This window comes from Collinsella sp. HCP28S3_E9, assembly GCF_052065455.1.
Lineage (GTDB): Bacteria > Actinomycetota > Coriobacteriia > Coriobacteriales > Coriobacteriaceae > Collinsella.
Genome location: NZ_JBQHTZ010000011.1, coordinates 55,175 through 72,474, shown reverse-complemented (window position 1 = coordinate 72,474; position 17,300 = coordinate 55,175). Strand labels below are relative to the sequence as shown.

Annotated in this window: 14 protein-coding genes; 13 read left to right on the top strand and 1 reads right to left on the bottom strand. The window is 62.0% G+C overall.

The annotated features are described in order from the left end of the window. The first annotated feature begins 61 nt into the window (after positions 1-61). Both ACTNA2_RS06705 and ACTNA2_RS06700 read left to right on the top strand, forming a co-directional pair. Positions 62-1,906: a magnesium transporter gene (locus ACTNA2_RS06705; protein ID WP_427718082.1), complete on the top strand. Its 1,845-nt coding sequence runs from the start codon at positions 62-64 to the stop codon at positions 1,904-1,906. Positions 1,907-1,980: 74 nt separating this feature from the next. Next, positions 1,981-3,177, top strand: a complete 1,197-nt coding sequence (locus ACTNA2_RS06700; protein ID WP_427747655.1) for an Nramp family divalent metal transporter — start codon at positions 1,981-1,983, stop codon at positions 3,175-3,177. Positions 3,178-3,366: 189 nt separating this feature from the next. Here the strand turns inward: ACTNA2_RS06700 and ACTNA2_RS06695 are convergent, their stop codons facing one another. After that, positions 3,367-5,559: an acyltransferase family protein gene (locus tag ACTNA2_RS06695; protein WP_441048964.1), complete on the bottom strand. Its 2,193-nt coding sequence runs from the start codon at positions 5,557-5,559 to the stop codon at positions 3,367-3,369. Positions 5,560-5,745: 186 nt separating this feature from the next. On the opposite strand from ACTNA2_RS06695, the gene ACTNA2_RS06690 reads away from it, so the two are divergent. From ACTNA2_RS06690 to ACTNA2_RS06640, 11 genes are all read left to right on the top strand, one after another. Then, positions 5,746-6,741: a ribokinase gene (locus ACTNA2_RS06690; RefSeq protein ID WP_441048963.1), complete on the top strand. Its 996-nt coding sequence runs from the start codon at positions 5,746-5,748 to the stop codon at positions 6,739-6,741. A 4-nt stretch (positions 6,742-6,745) separates the two neighbouring features. Beyond that, complete coding sequence (locus ACTNA2_RS06685; RefSeq protein WP_441048962.1) at positions 6,746-7,720, top strand: nucleoside hydrolase; 975 nt, start codon at positions 6,746-6,748, stop codon at positions 7,718-7,720. Between the two features lie 219 nt (positions 7,721-7,939). Continuing rightward, positions 7,940-8,950, top strand: coding sequence for a LacI family DNA-binding transcriptional regulator (locus tag ACTNA2_RS06680; protein ID WP_427793677.1), 1,011 nt, complete (start codon positions 7,940-7,942; stop codon positions 8,948-8,950). A gap of 254 nt (positions 8,951-9,204) precedes the next feature. After that, positions 9,205-10,605 carry an L-fucose/L-arabinose isomerase family protein gene (locus tag ACTNA2_RS06675; protein WP_427747626.1) on the top strand — a complete coding sequence of 467 codons (1,401 nt, stop codon included), beginning with the start codon at positions 9,205-9,207 and terminating at the stop codon, positions 10,603-10,605. A 2-nt stretch (positions 10,606-10,607) separates the two neighbouring features. Beyond that, a complete protein-coding gene (locus ACTNA2_RS06670) occupies positions 10,608-11,444 on the top strand; it encodes a transketolase (protein WP_427718096.1) in 837 nt (278 codons plus the stop codon). Continuing rightward, a complete protein-coding gene (locus tag ACTNA2_RS06665; RefSeq protein ID WP_441048961.1) occupies positions 11,437-12,375 on the top strand; it encodes a transketolase family protein in 939 nt (312 codons plus the stop codon). Before ACTNA2_RS06670 ends, ACTNA2_RS06665 begins: the two co-directional genes overlap by 8 nt. Before the next feature lie 170 nt (positions 12,376-12,545). Next, positions 12,546-14,033: an FGGY family carbohydrate kinase gene (locus ACTNA2_RS06660; protein WP_441048960.1), complete on the top strand. Its 1,488-nt coding sequence runs from the start codon at positions 12,546-12,548 to the stop codon at positions 14,031-14,033. Positions 14,034-14,126: 93 nt separating this feature from the next. Continuing rightward, positions 14,127-14,756, top strand: a complete 630-nt coding sequence (locus ACTNA2_RS06655) for a YitT family protein (protein WP_368162060.1) — start codon at positions 14,127-14,129, stop codon at positions 14,754-14,756. 26 nt (positions 14,757-14,782) lie between these two features. Then, positions 14,783-15,721, top strand: a complete 939-nt coding sequence (locus tag ACTNA2_RS06650) for an ROK family protein (protein WP_294121694.1) — start codon at positions 14,783-14,785, stop codon at positions 15,719-15,721. Positions 15,722-15,992: 271 nt separating this feature from the next. After that, complete coding sequence (locus tag ACTNA2_RS06645) at positions 15,993-16,481, top strand: S-ribosylhomocysteine lyase (protein WP_118652431.1); 489 nt, start codon at positions 15,993-15,995, stop codon at positions 16,479-16,481. 143 nt (positions 16,482-16,624) lie between these two features. After that, entirely contained in the window at positions 16,625-17,269 is a 645-nt protein-coding gene (locus ACTNA2_RS06640) for a DUF4867 family protein (RefSeq protein WP_346963377.1), read from the top strand. Positions 17,270-17,300: the final 31 nt, after the last annotated feature.

Genomic DNA, 17,300 nt, shown 5'->3' with positions numbered 1-17,300 from the left:
AAGTCCACGGATGGCGTGCCGGCATGGCCACGGTCCGAAGGAATAATGATGGGGAGCACCAGTGAATTATCTGAGTGAGATGCTCAAGCTGCCGGTCTTGGACGTCGATGGCGAAAAGCTCGGCGTTGTGAACGATTTTGGCATTGCTACCGGCGAAGTTTTTCCGCACGTGACGTCGCTCGCGTTCCGCGGTCCCGGCAAGACGCCGTTTATGATCAGCTGGCGAAAATGGGTCGACCGTATCGACGAGACGGGCGTATACCTTAAGACGTCGGCTACCGAAATCCGTTTTTCGTACCTGCAGCCGACCGAACTCTTGCTCGCGCGCGACGTGCTCAATAAACAAATCGTCGACACGCAGGGCATGAAGGTTGTGCGCGTAAACGACATCAAGTTTTCCATGTCGGGCGAAAATCAGCTGCGCCTGCTGGGTGCCGAAGTCGGTGCCCGCGGTCTGCTGCGTGCAATCAGCCCCGCTCTTGAACATGTCGTCGAGGGCTTTATGAAGCACCTGGGCAAACCGCTCGGCGAGGACATCATCGCCTGGTCCTACATGGACCTGCTCGATCGCTCGACTAAGAACATCCAGCTGTCGGTGTCGCATAAGACGCTCGGCGAGCTGCATCCTGCCGACATTGCCGACATTATCGAGCAGCTCGATCCTCGCCTGCGCGCGCAGGTGTTCGCGCAGCTCGACACCGCCCAGGCCGCCGAGGCCATCTCGGAGTTCGATGACGACGAGCTCATGACCGAGATGCTCGAGGGCCTGTCCGACACGGATGCGTCGTCGATGCTGGCCATGATGGACCCGGACGACGCCGCCGACCTGATCGACGAGCTCGATTACGAGAAGGCCGAGAAGCTCCTGCGCCTGATGGGCGTTCAGGAGGAGAAGGCGATTCGTAACCTGCTGGGCTATGAGGAAAACACTGCCGGCCGCATTATGACCTCGGAGTTTGTCTCCCTGCCTGCCACGGCGACGGTCGGTGACGCCATCGAGGCGATCCGCAAGCTCGACGAGGATTTCGAAAGCGTCTACTACGTCTATACCGAGGATCCGAGCGGTATGCTGACCGGCGTGCTCTCGCTGCGCACGTTGATCGTGGCCGACCGCGACGCCACGCTGGGCCAGCTGGCCTACCGAGACCTGGTTTATGTGTCGCCCGACGAGGACCAGGAAGACGTAACGGATGAGATGACCAAATACGACCTGGTCGCCATCCCCGTCTGCGATGAGAACCGCCACATCTTGGGCATTGTGACCTTCGACGACGCCATGGACGTTATCGCCGAGGAGCACCAGGAGGACCTGCAGATCGCAGGCGTCGGCTCGGGCGATAGCGCGTCCGACGACTCGACGAATGTGCTCAGCTGGTTTGTGCATCGCCAGTACTGGGTTGTCGTGTGGGGTATTGCCTCGTGCATCATGGCGGCAGTGCTGGGGACGGCGCTGGGCTCCGCACATCTGGTGGTGTTCCCCATGTGCGCCATGCCGCTCGTGCTGCTGGCTGCCTCGCGTATGGTGTCGTTCGTCAAGAACTACTTCCTGGAGTACGACGGCCATGACGATGAACCCAAGCCGTATCTGGGATTCTTCTTCCAGAGCACGGGCATGGGCCTGATCCTGTCGCTCGTGACCTACCTGTGCGCTCAGCTGGTGCGCACCACGGCGTTCCCCGACGCGCCCATGCTTGAGGAGCAGCTCTTTACCGGCTGCTTTAACATCGCGGCCATCGTCTGCCTGATTGGCAACATGAGCGCTGTGATTTACCTGATGGTGCTGTTCTGGCGCGACGAGCACGACCTCAATACGTCGGGTACCGCCATGAACGTCATTGCCGTCATGATCTCGTGCGTGGCGTACTGTGCCGCTGCGGTGCTGCTCACCATGTCGGTCATGGGTTAGGTGGTCGCGTGCAAAATAGCAAGCAAAAGCAGGGCACCAAGCAAAAGCTGACCATCGCGGCCATCTTTGGTGCCATGGGTCCTGGCCTTCTGGCGGCGCTTTCGGGCAATGACGCCGGCGGCATCGCCACGTATTCCAGCGCCGGTGCCAGCTATGGCTACAAGATGCTCTGGATGCTTCCCGTCATGACCGTGCTGCTCATCGTGACGCAGGAGACCGCGGCACGTTGCGGCTGCGTGACGGGCAAGGGCCTGGCCTCGCTCATTCGCGAGCGCTTTGGCGTGCGCAAGAGCGTGCTGGCCATGGCGGCGCTGCTGATTGCCAACACAGCCGTGACCATTTCGGAGTTTGCGGGTATCGCGAGCGGCCTTGCCCTCTTTGGCGTGCCGGCGAGCATCTCGGTGCCGCTTGTGGCGCTGATGGTTTGGATGCTTACCATGTCGGGTAGCTTCCAGCGCATCGAGAAGATTCTGTTGCTGGTGAGCTGCGTGTTTGTGACCTACATTGTCGCTGCAATTATGGCTGGTCCCAGTTGGGGCGAGGTGGCGGTCGATCTGGTTGTACCCAACATTCAAAATGACCCCAGCTACGTGTCGCTTGTGGTCGCGACGATCGGTACCACCATCGCACCCTGGATGATTTTCCTGGCACAGAACAACGTGGTCGATAAGAATGCGGGCGAGGACGATATCGTGTTGCAGCGCATCGATACCGTGAGCGGCTCGATTGCCGCCGATGTCATTGCCGGTTTTATTATCATCACGACCGGTACGGTATTGTTCCCCGCGGGCATTCAGATTAGCGATGCTGCAGACGCTGCCCGCGCGCTGGAGCCCATTGCGGGCCAGTGGTCCACGGTGCTGTTTGCCTCGGGCCTGGTCGCGGCGAGCTTCTTGGCCGCCTGTGTGCTGCCGGGCGTTACGTCCAGCGCTATCTGCGAGGCGTTTGGCTGGGAACGCGGTGCCGATCGCAGCTGGGACGAGGCCCCGGTCTATCGCGGCATCATTACGGCAATCATTGGCATTTCTGCCGTGCTGGTGCTCATGCCCGGCGTCGACCTGTTCCAGATTATGATGACCTCGCAGGTCATCAACGGCGTGTTGCTGCCCGTGGTTCTGGTGTTCCAGGTGGTTATTGCCGCCGATCGACACATTATGGGCGCCAACCGCAACGGCCGTGTGTGGAATGTGCTCACTTGGGCGACTATCGGCGTTATTACGGTGCTGACGGTCGTCATGTTTGTTCTGCAAGCGATGGGCTACAGCGCGTAGCACCTCTCTTGGACTCTAAACAGGCCGCCGCCATGGGCTGCGGCCTGTTTTTGTCTGCTATAGGGTGCTAGTTATATACCGATGTGCAGCTATAAAGCCGCCTCTGGGGTGAATTAACAGCCCAGAGGCGGCTTTGTAAGTCGCGGAAGTGGTCCCAAGTGCCGGATTGTAAGCAGATTTGGCTGTGCGTTACTTGTCGGTGCCTAGCTTGTGCGGTTTGTAGGCGAGGGCGTTGACGAGTGCCTCGGCAGCGGATTTGACAGCCGCCGGCTGCGGATCGTTAACGTGGTCCTCGGGGTGCACGGGTAGGTCCTTCTTGACGGCATCGTGGATGAGCTTAAGGTACTCGGTCACGCCGGCGGTCGAAAGATGCGTGCCATCGCCATCGAACAGGTCGTTGCGGTTGGCGCTGTGCCCGTACCAGTCGATAACGCGTACATTCTTGTAGCGCGTAGCGGCGTTGGCGATGGCCTGGTTCGTGGATCCGACCCACGGCTGCGGGCTACGCGTGTTTACAAACACGACAATACGCTGATCACCGGCGTCGGCCATGATCGCGTCGACCTGGGCGTCCGTTACCAAACCGTTGGTGCCCAGGGCAAAGACCACGATCTTGCCGGCAAGGTTCTGCTGGATATAGCCCTCAAATGTCGCGCGGCCCGCATCAAACTGGCGGCCCTTTTCGGCATCGATGTGGCTGTGCGGGAACACGCCGTCAAAGGCATCGACGGCGCGCAGGGACACGGAGTCGCCAATCATTAGCAGGTCGTAGGCTCCGTCGGGGAAGCCGTCGTCGTCTTTGTCGGTGTCATCGGCCGCCTGCTGATCTTGAGGCTTTGCATTTTTGGCCTCCTTGTTTAGGATTTCGGCGCCCTCGCCGCTCAGAGCGGATGTGTCGGGCACAAAGACCAGGCCGCCCAGCGCCACAACAAGCACGACGGCGCAAACGGCGCAGGTGGGGACATGTGCGCGCATCCAGCCGGCGGGCGTGGTGGTGCCGTCGCGGAGCTCGGAAACGGTGCGCCCAAAAGCGCCCTTCCTAAACGGCGTTTCGATAAAGCGATAGGAGCACTCGGCGGCGGCAACTACCAGCAGTACCTGCAAAATGTAGTGCCACCAGGGCGTGTCGTTAATGTTGGCGACCGGGTTCATGAGGAGCAGCAGCGGATAATGCCACAGGTAGATGCTGTAGGAGCGCTTGCCGATCCATACGAGCGGCTCGGCGGCCAAGGCCCGTGCGACCATGCCCTGGGGCTGCACGCATGCCGCGATAACCATCAGTGTGAGGATGGAGCACAGCAGCGTGCCTCCGCGATACTGAAACGCGGTATAGCCGTTGGTGAGCGCGACCATGGCGGCGAGTCCGACCAGGCCAACGACGCCCATCAAATCGATGGATGCGGGGGAGGACCAAAAGCGTGCGAGCTCACTTGGCTTTGTCGTGGCGGCCTCGGCGGTGTCGCTCTTTGACTTGCCGTGCTTGGCGGCGCCGGCCAGTCGGTCGAGCCCCAGATGGCGGACAAGGCGCGCAGGCGCCAGGTCGCGGTCGGGGATAAAGGCCATCCAGGCGCCCAGCAGCAACGAGAACACGCGGGTGTCGGTGCCGTAGTACACGCGGCTGGGGTCGGTGGCGGGGTTGTAGAGCACCATCATGGCGACGGCGGAGACGGCGGCGAGGCCCAGGACCACGCGGCGCGTGTTGGGCTTGCTCATGTGCACCGACACCATGGCGAGCAGCAGCGGCGGCCAAATAAGATAGAACTGTTCCTCGATGGCAAGCGACCAAAAGTGCGTGAGCGGCGAGGGGTCGCCCAGGGCGTTAAAGTACGAAACGTCCTGCATGATCTGCCACCAGTTATTAAAGAACAGCAGCGACGGCAGGATGTCGGGGCGCATCTTGGTGAGCATCACATGGTTAAAGACAGTGCACAGTGCGCAGGTCACCACCACGACGGTTACCACGGCGGGGAACAGGCGACGGATGCGGCGGATCCAGAAGCTCTTGAGATCGATACGACCGGTCTTTGCGATTTCGTTGAGGAGCAGGCGCGTGATCAAGTATCCCGAGAGCACAAAGAAGATCGTGACGCCGAGCAGGCCGCCCTGTGCCCACGTGAGGTTGAGGTGATAGAGCACCACCGCGACAACGGCGAGCGTGCGAAGGCCGTCGAGGGCGGGGATGTAGCGAGATTTGGGACGCGTGGGCGCCTGTTCTTTTGCGGCGCTGTCGGTGCGGGCGCCCTTGTTGGCGGGCGAGCGATGGGAGCCTGCAGCGCGGCGCGGCTCGGTGGTTTGGCGGTTAGTGCGCGAACGTTCGTGCGGCGCTTGTTGATCGCTCGCATGGCGTGAGCTGCGCGAGCTCGATCGCGGGAATTGTTCCATAAAACATCATCCAATGACGAGAATAATCAGCACGCTTTCATTGTAGCCGCCTACTCCTGTGAATGCTTGCTGCTGGCGTAAGCTCAAGCGCGCGTCCACATCAAAGTGAACTAAAGTTATAGAGGTGCGAGAGTGCACGATTGACGGCCGACAGCGGGTGCAGAGCCCGCGGACGAGGAGGTTTCCATGGCAGATTGCGGCATCCTTGCGGTGTTCGGCAGCATGAACATGGACCTTTCGGTGGCGTGCGAGCGCATGCCGCGTGCGGGCGAGACCGTCGGCGGCAGCGGGTTTATCACCAACGCCGGCGGCAAAGGCGCCAACCAGGCCGTAGCAGCTGCGCGCATGGGTGCGCGCACGCGCATGATCGGCGCGGTCGGCCGCGACGCGTTTGGCTCGTCGCTCGTGGCGGGGCTCCAAGATGCTGGCGTGGACTGTGACTTTGTGGCGTGTCGCGACGACGTGGAGACGGGAACGGCGACCATCATTCGCTGTGAGGGCGATAACCGCATCGTGCTGTCGCCGGGCGCCAACCATGCACTTGCGGGCGAGGACGTTGCTCGCGCGCTGAGGCGCCTGGTGGCCGATGAGCTCGACGGCAACGCCAGCGAGATTGCCCCGGCTGCCGGAAGCGTCTTTATCGCCCAGGGAGAATGTGACCTTGTGGCGACTGTCGAGGCGCTTTTCTGCGCTCACGAGCTGGGGTTCTATACGGTCTTTAATCCAGCGCCAGCCTGCGAAGTGCCTGCGGAGGTCTGGCCTGCAGTCGACTTGGTTTGTCCCAACGAGACTGAGTGCCAGGTACTGACGGGCATCTTGCCTGCGGACGATGCGAGCTGCGTCGCGGCGCTCAATGCCTTGCTCGCCAAGGGTGCCGGCGCCGCGGTCATCACGCTGGGCGGCGCCGGATCGGTTACACTCGGCGACGACGGCGAGCTGCTGCGTATGCCGGCGCTTTCGAGCGCGGTGGTCGATACGACGGCCGCGGGCGATACATTTATCGGTGCGCTTGCCGCGGCTCGTCTGGAGGGGCTGCCGCTCTTTGAGTGTATGGCCGCGGGTGCTCGCGCCTCGGCAGTGACGGTGTCGCGCCTGGGCGCGCAGCAGTCGATTCCCACGCGTGCCGAAGTTGAGCGCGTGTTTGGTTTAGACGATTTAGTACAAGACGGAGAAGCGGAGTAGAACAATGGCAACCAAGAAGCTGATCCTTGATCTGGATATGGGTGTGGACGATGCGATGGCGCTTGCCTATGCCATCGCGAGCCCCGAGGTTGAGCTCGTGGGCATTACCACGTGTTTTGGCAACGTGCGCGTCGACCAGTCGGCGCGCAACTGCCTGGCGGTGCTCGACTTGTTGGGCCGTCCCGAGGTGCCGGTGTACCTGGGTGCCGACCGTCCTCTGCAGGCGACTGAGCCCTATACGCCGCCGGCGTCCACCGCGCTCATTCACGGCAAGAACGGCATCGGCGGCGCGAGCGTGCCCGCGTCGCCCTATGAGCCGGTGGGGGCGACGTCGGCCGATGGCAACGCTGCAGTCGATTATCTGATCGATGCCGCGCGCACCTATGGTCCCGATCTGGTCTACGTAGCGACCGGCCCGCTCTCCAACCTGGCGCTTGCCCTGGAGCGCGATGCGGCGGCGGTGATGTCTATTGGCCGCGTGGTGGTGATGGGCGGCGCCCTGACCGTGCCCGGCAATGTGAGCGCGGGTGCCGAGGCCAACATGGCAAGCGATCCCGAGGCGGCCGATGCCGTGCTGCGTTCGGGCCGCAAGCTCACCATGGTGGGCCTGGACGTGACGCATCGCGTGGTGCTCACGCGCCGCGACATTGCCGGATGGACGGGCTCGGGCACCATGGCGGGCTGTGCGTTTGCAAGCATGGTCGAGCACTACATTGGCTCGTACGAGATGAACGCACCCTACCTGGGTGGTTGTGCGCTGCACGATCCGCTGGCCGTCGCCGTGGCGATCGACCCCACGCTCGTGGGTGCGCTCGGCTGCAATCTGCGTGTTGATCTGCTGGGCGAGTATCGCGGCCGCACCATTTGCGACGAGCATCGCCTGTCCGATCCGGACAAGAGCGCGCTTGTGGCGCTGACCGTGGATGCCCCGCGCTTCCTGTCCGAGTTCAAGACGCGCATGGCCCGTGTTCTTGGCTAGATGATTTCCGTGCCCCGCCCCATGTAGTCAATTTGGGACGGGGCTTTTTTAGCTACCGAGTAAATGTGCCCGTTGGGGGAATAGTCGTGCCACTTCGCTTGACAACAGGCTAAACTAGCTCATAAACATTTACTATTCTGTTTAGATTGAATTTGCGGTCGTTTAGTTGTCGAGTCATCAAGTTGCGATGCTCCGCCACGGCCGTTGCTAGGGGGAACAATGGCCAAAGCAAGTGTTCGCGAGATCAGCCGCATCACCGGTTTTTCGCCTGCGACCGTGTCCAACGCGCTCAACCGCAAGCGCAGCGTGAGTGAAGAGACCGCCAAGGTCATCCTGGAGTGCGCGCAATCGCTTGGCTATCAGCAGTCGACGCAGCTCGAGAGCATTCAGTTTGTGCTCGCGCGCAAGACGGGCGCCATTCTGGACGAGAGTACCTTCCATCCCGCGGTCATCGAGGGCGTGGAGCGCCAGGCGCGTCGTCACGGCATGAGCACGAGCTTTGTCTCGCTCGACTTTAGCGACTTGGACGCCGTGCGTCCGCAGGTCGAGGGCCTGATCGCCGATCCGTCCGCCGCTATCGTGCTGATGGGTACCGAGCTGGGTGAGGAAGACTACGCCCTGTTTGCCAACGCTGCCGCCCACCTGATCGTGCTCGATGGCTGGAGCGATCGTCAGTACTTCGATGCCGTGGTCATTGCCAACACCGACTCGGTGCTGCGCGCCGTGGATCACCTCATCGAGAAAGGTCACAGGCAGATCGGCTATCTGGCAGGCGACCTTCGCATCCGCAACTTTAAGGATCGCGAGCGCGGCTATCGCCAAGCGCTTGAGGACGCAGACCTTGAGGCCAACCCGACATGGCGCGTTACGCTGGGCACCACGCTCGAAGGTGCTTATCGCGACATGGGCGCATGGCTCGACAGCGTCTCGCGCGACGACCTGCCGACGGCTTTCTTTGCCGAAAACGACGTGCTCGCCGTGGGTGCCATGCGCGCGCTCAACGAGCACGGCATACGCGTGCCCGAGGATGTCTCGATCATCGGCTTTGACGACCTATCTCTGGGTGCCTTCTCCAACCCGCCGCTCACCACGGTGCACGTTCCCAAGCACGAGGTGGGCGAGATCGCGGTGCGCCGCCTGGTGGGCAACATCCGCAATCCCAAGAGCTATACCTGCAAGACAGCCGTATCGACCTATTTTGTCGAGCGTCAGAGCGTGCGTGAGATCTAGGCAAAGGCAACGCCGGGCCGCAGGGCGGCAAAGCTCGCTAAGGCAGAAAATAACGTCAACCAAAAGGGGTCCTTCGGGGCCCTCTTTTTGTTGCCCTTGTATGTTCAGTTTGTTTACATACCGTTTAGGCTGATTTCTCTACCGCCCACGGGTATTTCGCGTTAAACTTCTAAACACTGGAGTAAAAATTTAGTAAACAAAACAAAACGAAACATGCGTCTGTTTACTGAACATGTGATTAGGGGAGGACGTACATGGACAAGATCAAGCTCGGTTTTGTGCCCACGCGCCGCAGTATCTTTAGCGCGCCGGACGCAATCAAGTATCGCGGCCTGACGGCTGATCGCCTGCGTGAGATCGGCGTCGACATCGTGGATATCGACGACATCAATGACGAGGGCCTGCTGTTCGACGACAGCCACATTGAGCCTATCGTCAAGAAGTTCCGCGCCGAGGGCGTCGATGGCATTATGCTGTGCCACGCCAACTTTGGCACCGAGTACGTTTGCGCTCGCCTTGCCCGCGAGCTCGGCCTACCCGTGCTGCTGTGGGGCCCGCGCGACGAGCGCCCCGAGCCCGACGGCACCCGCCTGCGCGATAGCCAGTGCGGCCTGTTCGCCACCGGCAAAGTATTGCGCCGCTTCCAGGTTCCCTTCACCTACATGACCAACTGCCGCCTGACCGATCCCGAGTTCGAGCGCGGCGTTTGGGACTTCTTGGCCGTGTGCAACGTGGTCAAGACCTTCAAGCACACCCGCATCCTGCAGATGGCCACCCGTCCGTTCGACTTCTGGTCGACCATGTGCAACGAGGGCGAGCTGCTCGAGAAGTTCAACATCCAGCTTTCGCCCATTCCCATGACCGAGCTTGTCCAGGCCGTGCGCGACGCCCAGGCCGACGAGCAGGCCATGGCTACCATGCTTGCCCACATCAACGACAGCTTTGAGATCTGCATCCCCGAGGATAAGGTTCCCGCGGTCGCCGGTCTTGCCATCGCCATGAAGCGCCTGGTCGAGAAGTACGGTTGCAACGCCGGCGCCATTCAGTGCTGGAACGCTCTGCAGGACGAGCTGGGCATTATGCCCTGCGCCGCCAACGCCATCCTCAACGAGATGGGCATTCCTATCGTATGCGAGACCGATATCCACGGCGCCATCACCGCGCTGATGGTCGAGGCCGCCGACCTGGGCCGTCACCGCGGCATGTTCGCCGACTGGACCGTGCGCCATCCCGATAACGAGAACGGCGAGCTGCTGCAGCACTGCGGCCCCTGGCCCTGCAGCTGCGCGGCCGTCAAGCCCAAGCTCACCTATCCGCTGGCTTTCGATCACCCCGGCGCGCTGACGGCCGAGGCCAAGCATGGCGACCTCACCCTTGCCCGCTTTGACGGCGACAACGGCGAGTACTCGCTGCTGCTGGGCAACGCCCGCGGCATCGACGGCCCGGCCGGCATGGGCACCTACCTATGGGTCGAGGTCGACAACCTCAAGCGCCTCGAGGCCAAAATCGTCGAGGGTCCCTACATCCACCACTGCGTCGCTATTCACGCCAACGTGGTGCCGGTGCTCTACGAGGCGTGCAAGTACCTCGGCATTGCCCCCGACCTGTACGACCCCATCGAAGAAGACGTTAAAGCCTACCTGCGAGGAGAGTAGAAATGGCAACTATCGAAGAGCTTGAGTCCCTGCGTTGGGACCTTCGCCGCGATTGCGTCGATATCATCATGGCTGGCGCTGGCGGCCACATCGGCGGTGACATGTCGGTGATCGACGCCCTCATGACCCTCTATGCCAACCACCTCAACATTTCACCCGAGACCGTCGACGATCCCAACCGCGACCGCTTCGTGCTCTCCAAGGGCCACGCCATGGAAGCCTACTACGCGGTGCTCTGCCACGAGGGCTATCTTGACCTCGATGACGTCAAGGCCCGCTTCTCCAAGTTCGGCAGCCCCTACATCGGCCACCCCAACAACAAGCTCAAGGGCATCGAGATGAACTCGGGCTCGCTGGGTCACGGCCTGCCGGTGGCCGTGGGCATGGCGCTCGCCGGCAAGATGGACGGCCGCGACTACCGCGTCTACACCATCATGGGCGACGGGGAACTTGCCGAGGGATCGGTCTGGGAGGGCGCCATGAGCGGCGGCAACTACCAGCTCGATAACCTGTGCGCACTCGTGGACCGCAACCGCCTGCAGATCAGCGGCAGTACCGAGGATGTTATGAAGCAGGACTCGCAGGAGGAGCGCTGGGCCGCCTTCGGTTGGAACGTGCTCTCCATTCCGGGCAACGACGTCCGGGCCATCGACGCCGCGCTGACGCTTGCGGCCGAGACCTGCGGCAAGCCCACGGTCATCATCCTCAATACGGTGAAGGGCTATGGCTCGCCTGTTATGGAGGACAAGGCCGCCTGGCACCATCACCTGCCCAACGATGAGGAATATGCCCAGATCATCGCCGATTTCGCTGCCCATAAGGAGGCCGTCAATGGCTAACAAGATCGCCAATCGCAAGGTTATCTGCGACACGCTGCTCGAGGCCGCGAAGACCGATAAGGACATCGTCGTCCTATGCTCCGACTCCCGCGGCTCCGCATCGCTCGCGCCGTTCTTTGATCAGTATCCCCAACAGTCCGTCGAGGTCGGCATTGCCGAGCAGGACCTGGTGAGCATCGCCGCCGGCATGGCTTCGTGCGGAAAGAAGGCCTGGGCCGCCTCGCCGGCGTCCTTTGTGACCACGCGCTCGTATGAGCAGTGCAAGGTTGATGTCTCGTACTCCAACACCAACGTCAAGCTCATCGGCATCTCGGGCGGCGTGTCCTACGGCGCCCTGGGTATGAGCCACCACTCCGCGCAGGATATCGCCGCTATGAGTGCGATTCCCAACATGCGCGTGTATCTGCCGAGCGACCGCTTCCAGACCGCCGAGCTCGTGCGGGCCCTGGTCGCCGACAACAAGCCGGCCTACATTCGCGTGGGCCGCAACCCGGTCGAGGACGTGTATACAGAGGACGAGTGCCCGTTCCAGATGGATCGCGCCACCTGGGTGCGTCGCGGCACCGATGTGACGCTCGTCGCCACCGGCGAGATGGTCCGCCATGCCGTGGACGCTGCCGACCTGCTGGCCGAGCAGGGCATCTCGGCAACGGTGCTCGACATGTATTGCGTCAAGCCGCTTGACGCCGAGGCCGTGATTGAGGCTGCCGGTGCCACGCGCGCCGTCGTGACGGTCGAGGAGCACAGCCCCTTCGGCGGCCTGGGTTCTATGGTCGCGCAGGTGGTGGGCGAGCATTGCCCGCGTCCGGTCAAGTGCCTCTCCCTGCCCGACGCACCGGTCATCACCGGCACGAGCCCCGAGGTCTTCGCACACTACGGCCTGACGGGTGCCGGAATTGCACAGACCGTCGCCGAGTTCCTCGGCAACTAGTAGATACAGACGCTGCGCGGCCGCCAAGCACCGCACCTTGCCGTTCAAACCGTCGCTTGCGTACGCAAAGTACGCGGCGCTCCTCTTTCACGGCAATCTGCGGCACTTGACGGCCGCTCGCTCCTTGTCCGCCAGTCGTCTTTGATTTGGCGGAAGGAATGGGAGAGTACATGAGCAAATACATCATCGGAATCGATCAATCCACGCAGGGCACCAAGGCACTGCTGGTGGACGAGGGCGGCCATTTGATTCATCGTGCCGATCGCTCGCATCGCCAGATTGTCAACGAGGCCGGTTGGGTGAGCCATGATCCGGTCGAGATCGCCGCCAACGTGTTGGCCGTGGCGCGTGCCGTGGTGGAAGAGACCGGGGTCGACCCTGCCGACATCGCCGGCATCGGCATCTCCAACCAGCGCGAGACCACCGTTGCCTGGAACCGCGCGACGGGCGAGCCGCTGTGCGACGCCGTAGTGTGGCAGTGCGCCCGCGCCCGCGAGCTGTGCGACAAGCTGGACGCGCGCGAGGGTGTGGCCGAGCTGGTGCGCGACACGACGGGCCTGGTGCTCTCGCCCTACTACCCGGCGGGCAAGATGGCTTGGATCATCGCGAACGTTCCCGCTGCTGCCGAGGCTGCCGCGGCAGGCGAGCTGTGTCTGGGCACCATCGATGCCTGGGTGGTCTGGACGCTCACGGGCGGCGCGGAGTTTCGCTGCGACTGGTCCAACGCCAGCCGCACGCAGCTCTTTGACCTGCGCCGTGGCTGCTGGAGCGAGCCGGTGTGCGAGGCCTTTGGCGTCGACGTGGCCTGCCTGCCGCAGGTGACCGATTCCGATGGCCTGTTCGGCATGACGGACCTGGGCGGCTTTTTGCCGGCACCCGTGCCCATTCACGGCGTGCTGGGCGACAGCCACGCGGCCTTGTTTGCGCAGGGCTGCCACAGCCGCGGTATGGCCAAGGCGACCTATGGCACCGGCAGCTCGGTCATGATGAACGTCGGCGACGAGTTCGTTGCCAGCTCGCACGGGCTTTCGAGCTCGCTCGCATGGCGTATGGACGGCGTGACCGAGTACGTGCTCGAGGGCAACGTGAGCTACGCCGGCGCCGTCAAGACGTGGCTGCGCGACGATCTGGAACTCATCAATAACCCCGAGGAAGTTACCGATCTGTGCTACGCCGCCAATCCGGCGAGCCGCGTCTACTTTGTGCCGGCGTTTACCGGTTTGGGCGCGCCGCACTGGGCGAGTGACGCCGAGGGCTGCGTCTTTGGCATGACGCGCACCACGGGTCGCGCGGAGTTCGTGAAGGCCGCCGACGAGTCGATCGCCTATCAGATCTTTGACGTGATCGATGCGATGGTCGAGGATTCGGGTGCAACGTTGGCCGAGCTTCGTGTTGACGGCGGTCCCACGCGCGACGCGTACCTGATGCAGTTTGAGAGTGACTTGGTTGGCTCGCCCATCCGCATCGCGAGCAACGACGAGATGAGCGGCCTGGGTGCGGCCTGGGCCTGCGGCATCGCGCTGGGCATGTACACGCGCGATGTCGTCGATGTCTACGGCGAGCGCGGCATCGTGGAGCCGTCGATGCCCGCTGACGAACGCGCCAGAAAGATCGCCGGCTGGCGCCATGCCGTCGAGGCGACGATTGCGTACGAGTGACGCCTTGGGGCGATGTTACGGAGCGCTATTCGTGCCGATAGGTGAAGATGCGAACGAGAGAGTGATGTGATGCGGTAGAGTCCAACGCGTCGAATGATGGTCTACGTATGTGGGATTCTATTCCTGAGCTGCGGCGTTGTAATGAATGCACGCACGGGGCTTGGTGTAGCGCCCATGAGTACGGTGCCGTACCTGATGTATATCATCGAGGGTTTGAGCCTCGGTACGGCATCGTTTATCGTGTATTGCGTATTCGTGGTTGCCCAGCTTCTCCTGGTGCGCTACCCGGATGTCAAGATTCTCTTGCAGATACCCGTCAGTCTGCTGTTTAGCGTTTTCATCGACGTGCTGGATATCTGGCTGTTTCCATTTACCGCAACGGGACTCATCGATGGCCTGGTCATGCTGGTCATCGCCGTATCGTTCACAGCGCTCGGCGTGACGCCGATCGTCTCCGCGCGGCTCGTTCCCGTTGCGCCCGACGGCATGGTGCAGACGCTCTCCCAGGTGTTTCACTGTGAATTTGGTAAGGCGAAGTATTTCTTTGACGGGAGCTGTGTGGGCATCTCACTGGTCTACGGGCTTGTGCGTACGGGTGCTGCGGTGGGCATCGGTATCGGCACCGTAGCCGCCGCGCTCCTGGCGGGCGGTATCTGCACGTTTTGGGGTCGTCTGCTCAACCGCAGGCTCATGGCCTTTATGGAAGAGCCTGCGAGCATGTAGACGCATTGAGCGAGAGGGGAGCGGCCATGAGGCAGCTGTTTGGAATTGATATCGGCGGAACGAGCGTCAAATGGGCGATTGTGAATGAGAACTACGAGTTTGGTGACCGTGGTTCGATTCCGACGGCGTTCGTCTCGGCCGATCAGCTGGTCGACGCGCTCGCGGCACTCGTAGGGCCGTATCGCGGACAGGTTGTAGGCGTGGGCATCTCGGCCCCAGGTGGCATCTTCGGTTACGAGGTCGATCCAGACGGGACGATCCATCGCGGTGGTGCGCTGCCGTACATGGACGGGTTTCCGCTTGGCCGAGCGCTGCGCGAACGGCTGGGGCTGCCCGTGACCGTTGTCAACGACGGCAAAAGCTGTGCGCTTGGCGAGTACGCTGCCGGCGCGTTGCGCGGCGTGGACGTGGGTTGCGTGGCGGTAATCGGTACGGGCATCGGCGGAGGCATCGTGGTTGACGGCCGGGTGCTGACAGGTGCGGGCGGCTTCGCGGGCGAGTTCAGCTTCCTGTCCAACAACGTAAGCGAACCGCTTGATCATCGTGATACGTTCGCGACTTCGAGCGGATGGCACGGCCTGCAGAATCTCGTGGCAGTCGAACTTGGCATTTCGGATGAAGCTGAACTGGAGGCCCTCGATGGCCGACGGATCTTCGAGCTACTGGAGCATGGGAGCGCGTCCGAAGTCGCCGCCGTGCAGCGCGGATTGGATGCCTATGCTGAGCTGTTTGATCGTGTGCTTGTGAATCTGCAGTGCGTCATCGACCCGGCAGTCTTCGCGATTGGTGGTGGCATCAGCTGCCATCCCGCGCTGTTCGAGGCGCTCGACCGTAAGATGGATGACGTCATGGCGCACTACACTGGTTTTCTGAAAGATATGCCTCGTCCGCACGTGGTCCCGGCGCAGCTGGGTAACGACGCCAATATCTACGGTGCCGTCGCAACTTGTTTGCAGGTGCTGTAAGTGCAGGCCATCTATTGGTCTGGTGGCGATTCCAGTCGCTGCCGGGTTTTTGGCTGTTGAGCTGCTCGCACGCTCTGCATTGCGGACGACGCAGCATCAATAGGTGAGGGGTCAGAAAACTAGATGCTGAACGGTCGATATTATCGGCTGCGCGGCGCCCCGTCCCAAAGTAGTCATTTGGGACGGGGCTTTTTTGACTGCTATCATGGGTGGGATTGTTGCGACCAGCTAAAAGAGCCCTGTCCCAAATTGACTACCGAGAGGATCTGCCATGGAGCGCATCGCGAGTTTTTCCGTTGACCATCTGCTGCTTGAGCCCGGCGTGTATGTGAGCCGCGTCGACCGCGATCCGGCGACCGGTGCCGCCGTCACCACCTTTGACCTGCGCTTGACCACGCCCAACAAAGAACCGGTTATGAACACGGCCGAGTGCCACACCATCGAGCATCTGGGCGCGACGTTCCTTCGCAACCATGCCGAGTGGTCGAGCCGTATTGTCTACTTTGGCCCTATGGGCTGCCGCACGGGCTTTTACCTGGTTGTGTTTGGCGAGGTGACGAGTGAGGAGATCTTGCCGCTCGTGCGCGAGTTGTTCGAGTTTGTTGCTGGCTTCGAGGGCGATGTCCCCGGTGCCGCTCCCGAAGAGTGCGGTAACTACCTGGACCAGAATCTCCCTATGGCAAATTGGCTCGCGCGTCGCTATCTCGACCGCGATCTGATCGATATCGATGAGGCACACCTGCACTATCAGCAGGCGTAAAGGTTTCGTCGCTCAAAATGAGTTCACTGGGCGCCTTCGCTTATGCGGGGGTGCCTTTTTGTTGAGCGGACATGGCGGACGTTTAAACCGCGCGTGATTGTTCTAGAATGTTCGTAATATCACACAAACGAACAGGAGCGAACATGCATATCTACTCTGTTACCGACCCCGAATTCAAACCCTATGGCCGCGTGTGGGATGACGTCCCGTCCAGCCTGACCGCCCCGCTCGTCGAGGCGCTCTCCGCAACGCCCATCCCCGAGGGCAGCAAGTACGTGGCCTCCGCGCCTGAGCTGGAGCAGGTCGAGGGCGCCGATGCGCTCGGCCTGCTCATGTATGGCGGCCGTCCGTTCCAGCTGGGCTGGTGCAACGGCCACAACACGAAGCTCAACTGCTTGGAGTATCACCGCGCGAGCGAGTTCAACCTGGGTGCTCGCGACTTTATTCTGCTGCTCGCCAAGCGTGAGCAGATTGTCGACGGCAAGCTCGACACCGCGCAGGTCAAGGCGTTCCGCGCGCCCGCCGGCACGCTCGTCGAGGTCTACGCCACCACGTTGCACTACACGCCGTGCATGGTCGACGACGGTGGCTTCCAGGTGATGGTTGCGCTGCCCGCCGGCACCAACGGTCCGCGCCCCGAGGCTGCGGCCGACATGCCCGCGGCCGGTGATAGCTACTGCTACTGGAAGGCCGACAAGTGGGTTCTCTGCCACGCAGATAGTCCCAAGGCTGCCGAGGGCGGCTACGTAGGTCTCGTCGGCAAGAACCTCGACATCACCGTGGACTAGGGTCTTCCGTCTCAATCTGTAACAGTTGGCG

Coding starts and splice junctions, on each gene's coding strand:
- ACTNA2_RS06670 (WP_427718096.1), top strand. CDS start 10,608: ATGGCAACTATCGAAGAGCTTGAGTCCCTGCGTTGGGACCTTCGCCGC.
- ACTNA2_RS06680 (WP_427793677.1), top strand. CDS start 7,940: ATGGCCAAAGCAAGTGTTCGCGAGATCAGCCGCATCACCGGTTTTTCG.
- ACTNA2_RS06685 (WP_441048962.1), top strand. CDS start 6,746: ATGGCAACCAAGAAGCTGATCCTTGATCTGGATATGGGTGTGGACGAT.
- ACTNA2_RS06690 (WP_441048963.1), top strand. CDS start 5,746: ATGGCAGATTGCGGCATCCTTGCGGTGTTCGGCAGCATGAACATGGAC.
- ACTNA2_RS06640 (WP_346963377.1), top strand. CDS start 16,625: ATGCATATCTACTCTGTTACCGACCCCGAATTCAAACCCTATGGCCGC.
- ACTNA2_RS06665 (WP_441048961.1), top strand. CDS start 11,437: ATGGCTAACAAGATCGCCAATCGCAAGGTTATCTGCGACACGCTGCTC.
- ACTNA2_RS06650 (WP_294121694.1), top strand. CDS start 14,783: ATGAGGCAGCTGTTTGGAATTGATATCGGCGGAACGAGCGTCAAATGG.
- ACTNA2_RS06695 (WP_441048964.1), bottom strand. CDS start 5,559: ATGGAACAATTCCCGCGATCGAGCTCGCGCAGCTCACGCCATGCGAGC.
- ACTNA2_RS06645 (WP_118652431.1), top strand. CDS start 15,993: ATGGAGCGCATCGCGAGTTTTTCCGTTGACCATCTGCTGCTTGAGCCC.
- ACTNA2_RS06655 (WP_368162060.1), top strand. CDS start 14,127: ATGATGGTCTACGTATGTGGGATTCTATTCCTGAGCTGCGGCGTTGTA.
- ACTNA2_RS06700 (WP_427747655.1), top strand. CDS start 1,981: ATGGGTCCTGGCCTTCTGGCGGCGCTTTCGGGCAATGACGCCGGCGGC.
- ACTNA2_RS06675 (WP_427747626.1), top strand. CDS start 9,205: ATGGACAAGATCAAGCTCGGTTTTGTGCCCACGCGCCGCAGTATCTTT.
- ACTNA2_RS06660 (WP_441048960.1), top strand. CDS start 12,546: ATGAGCAAATACATCATCGGAATCGATCAATCCACGCAGGGCACCAAG.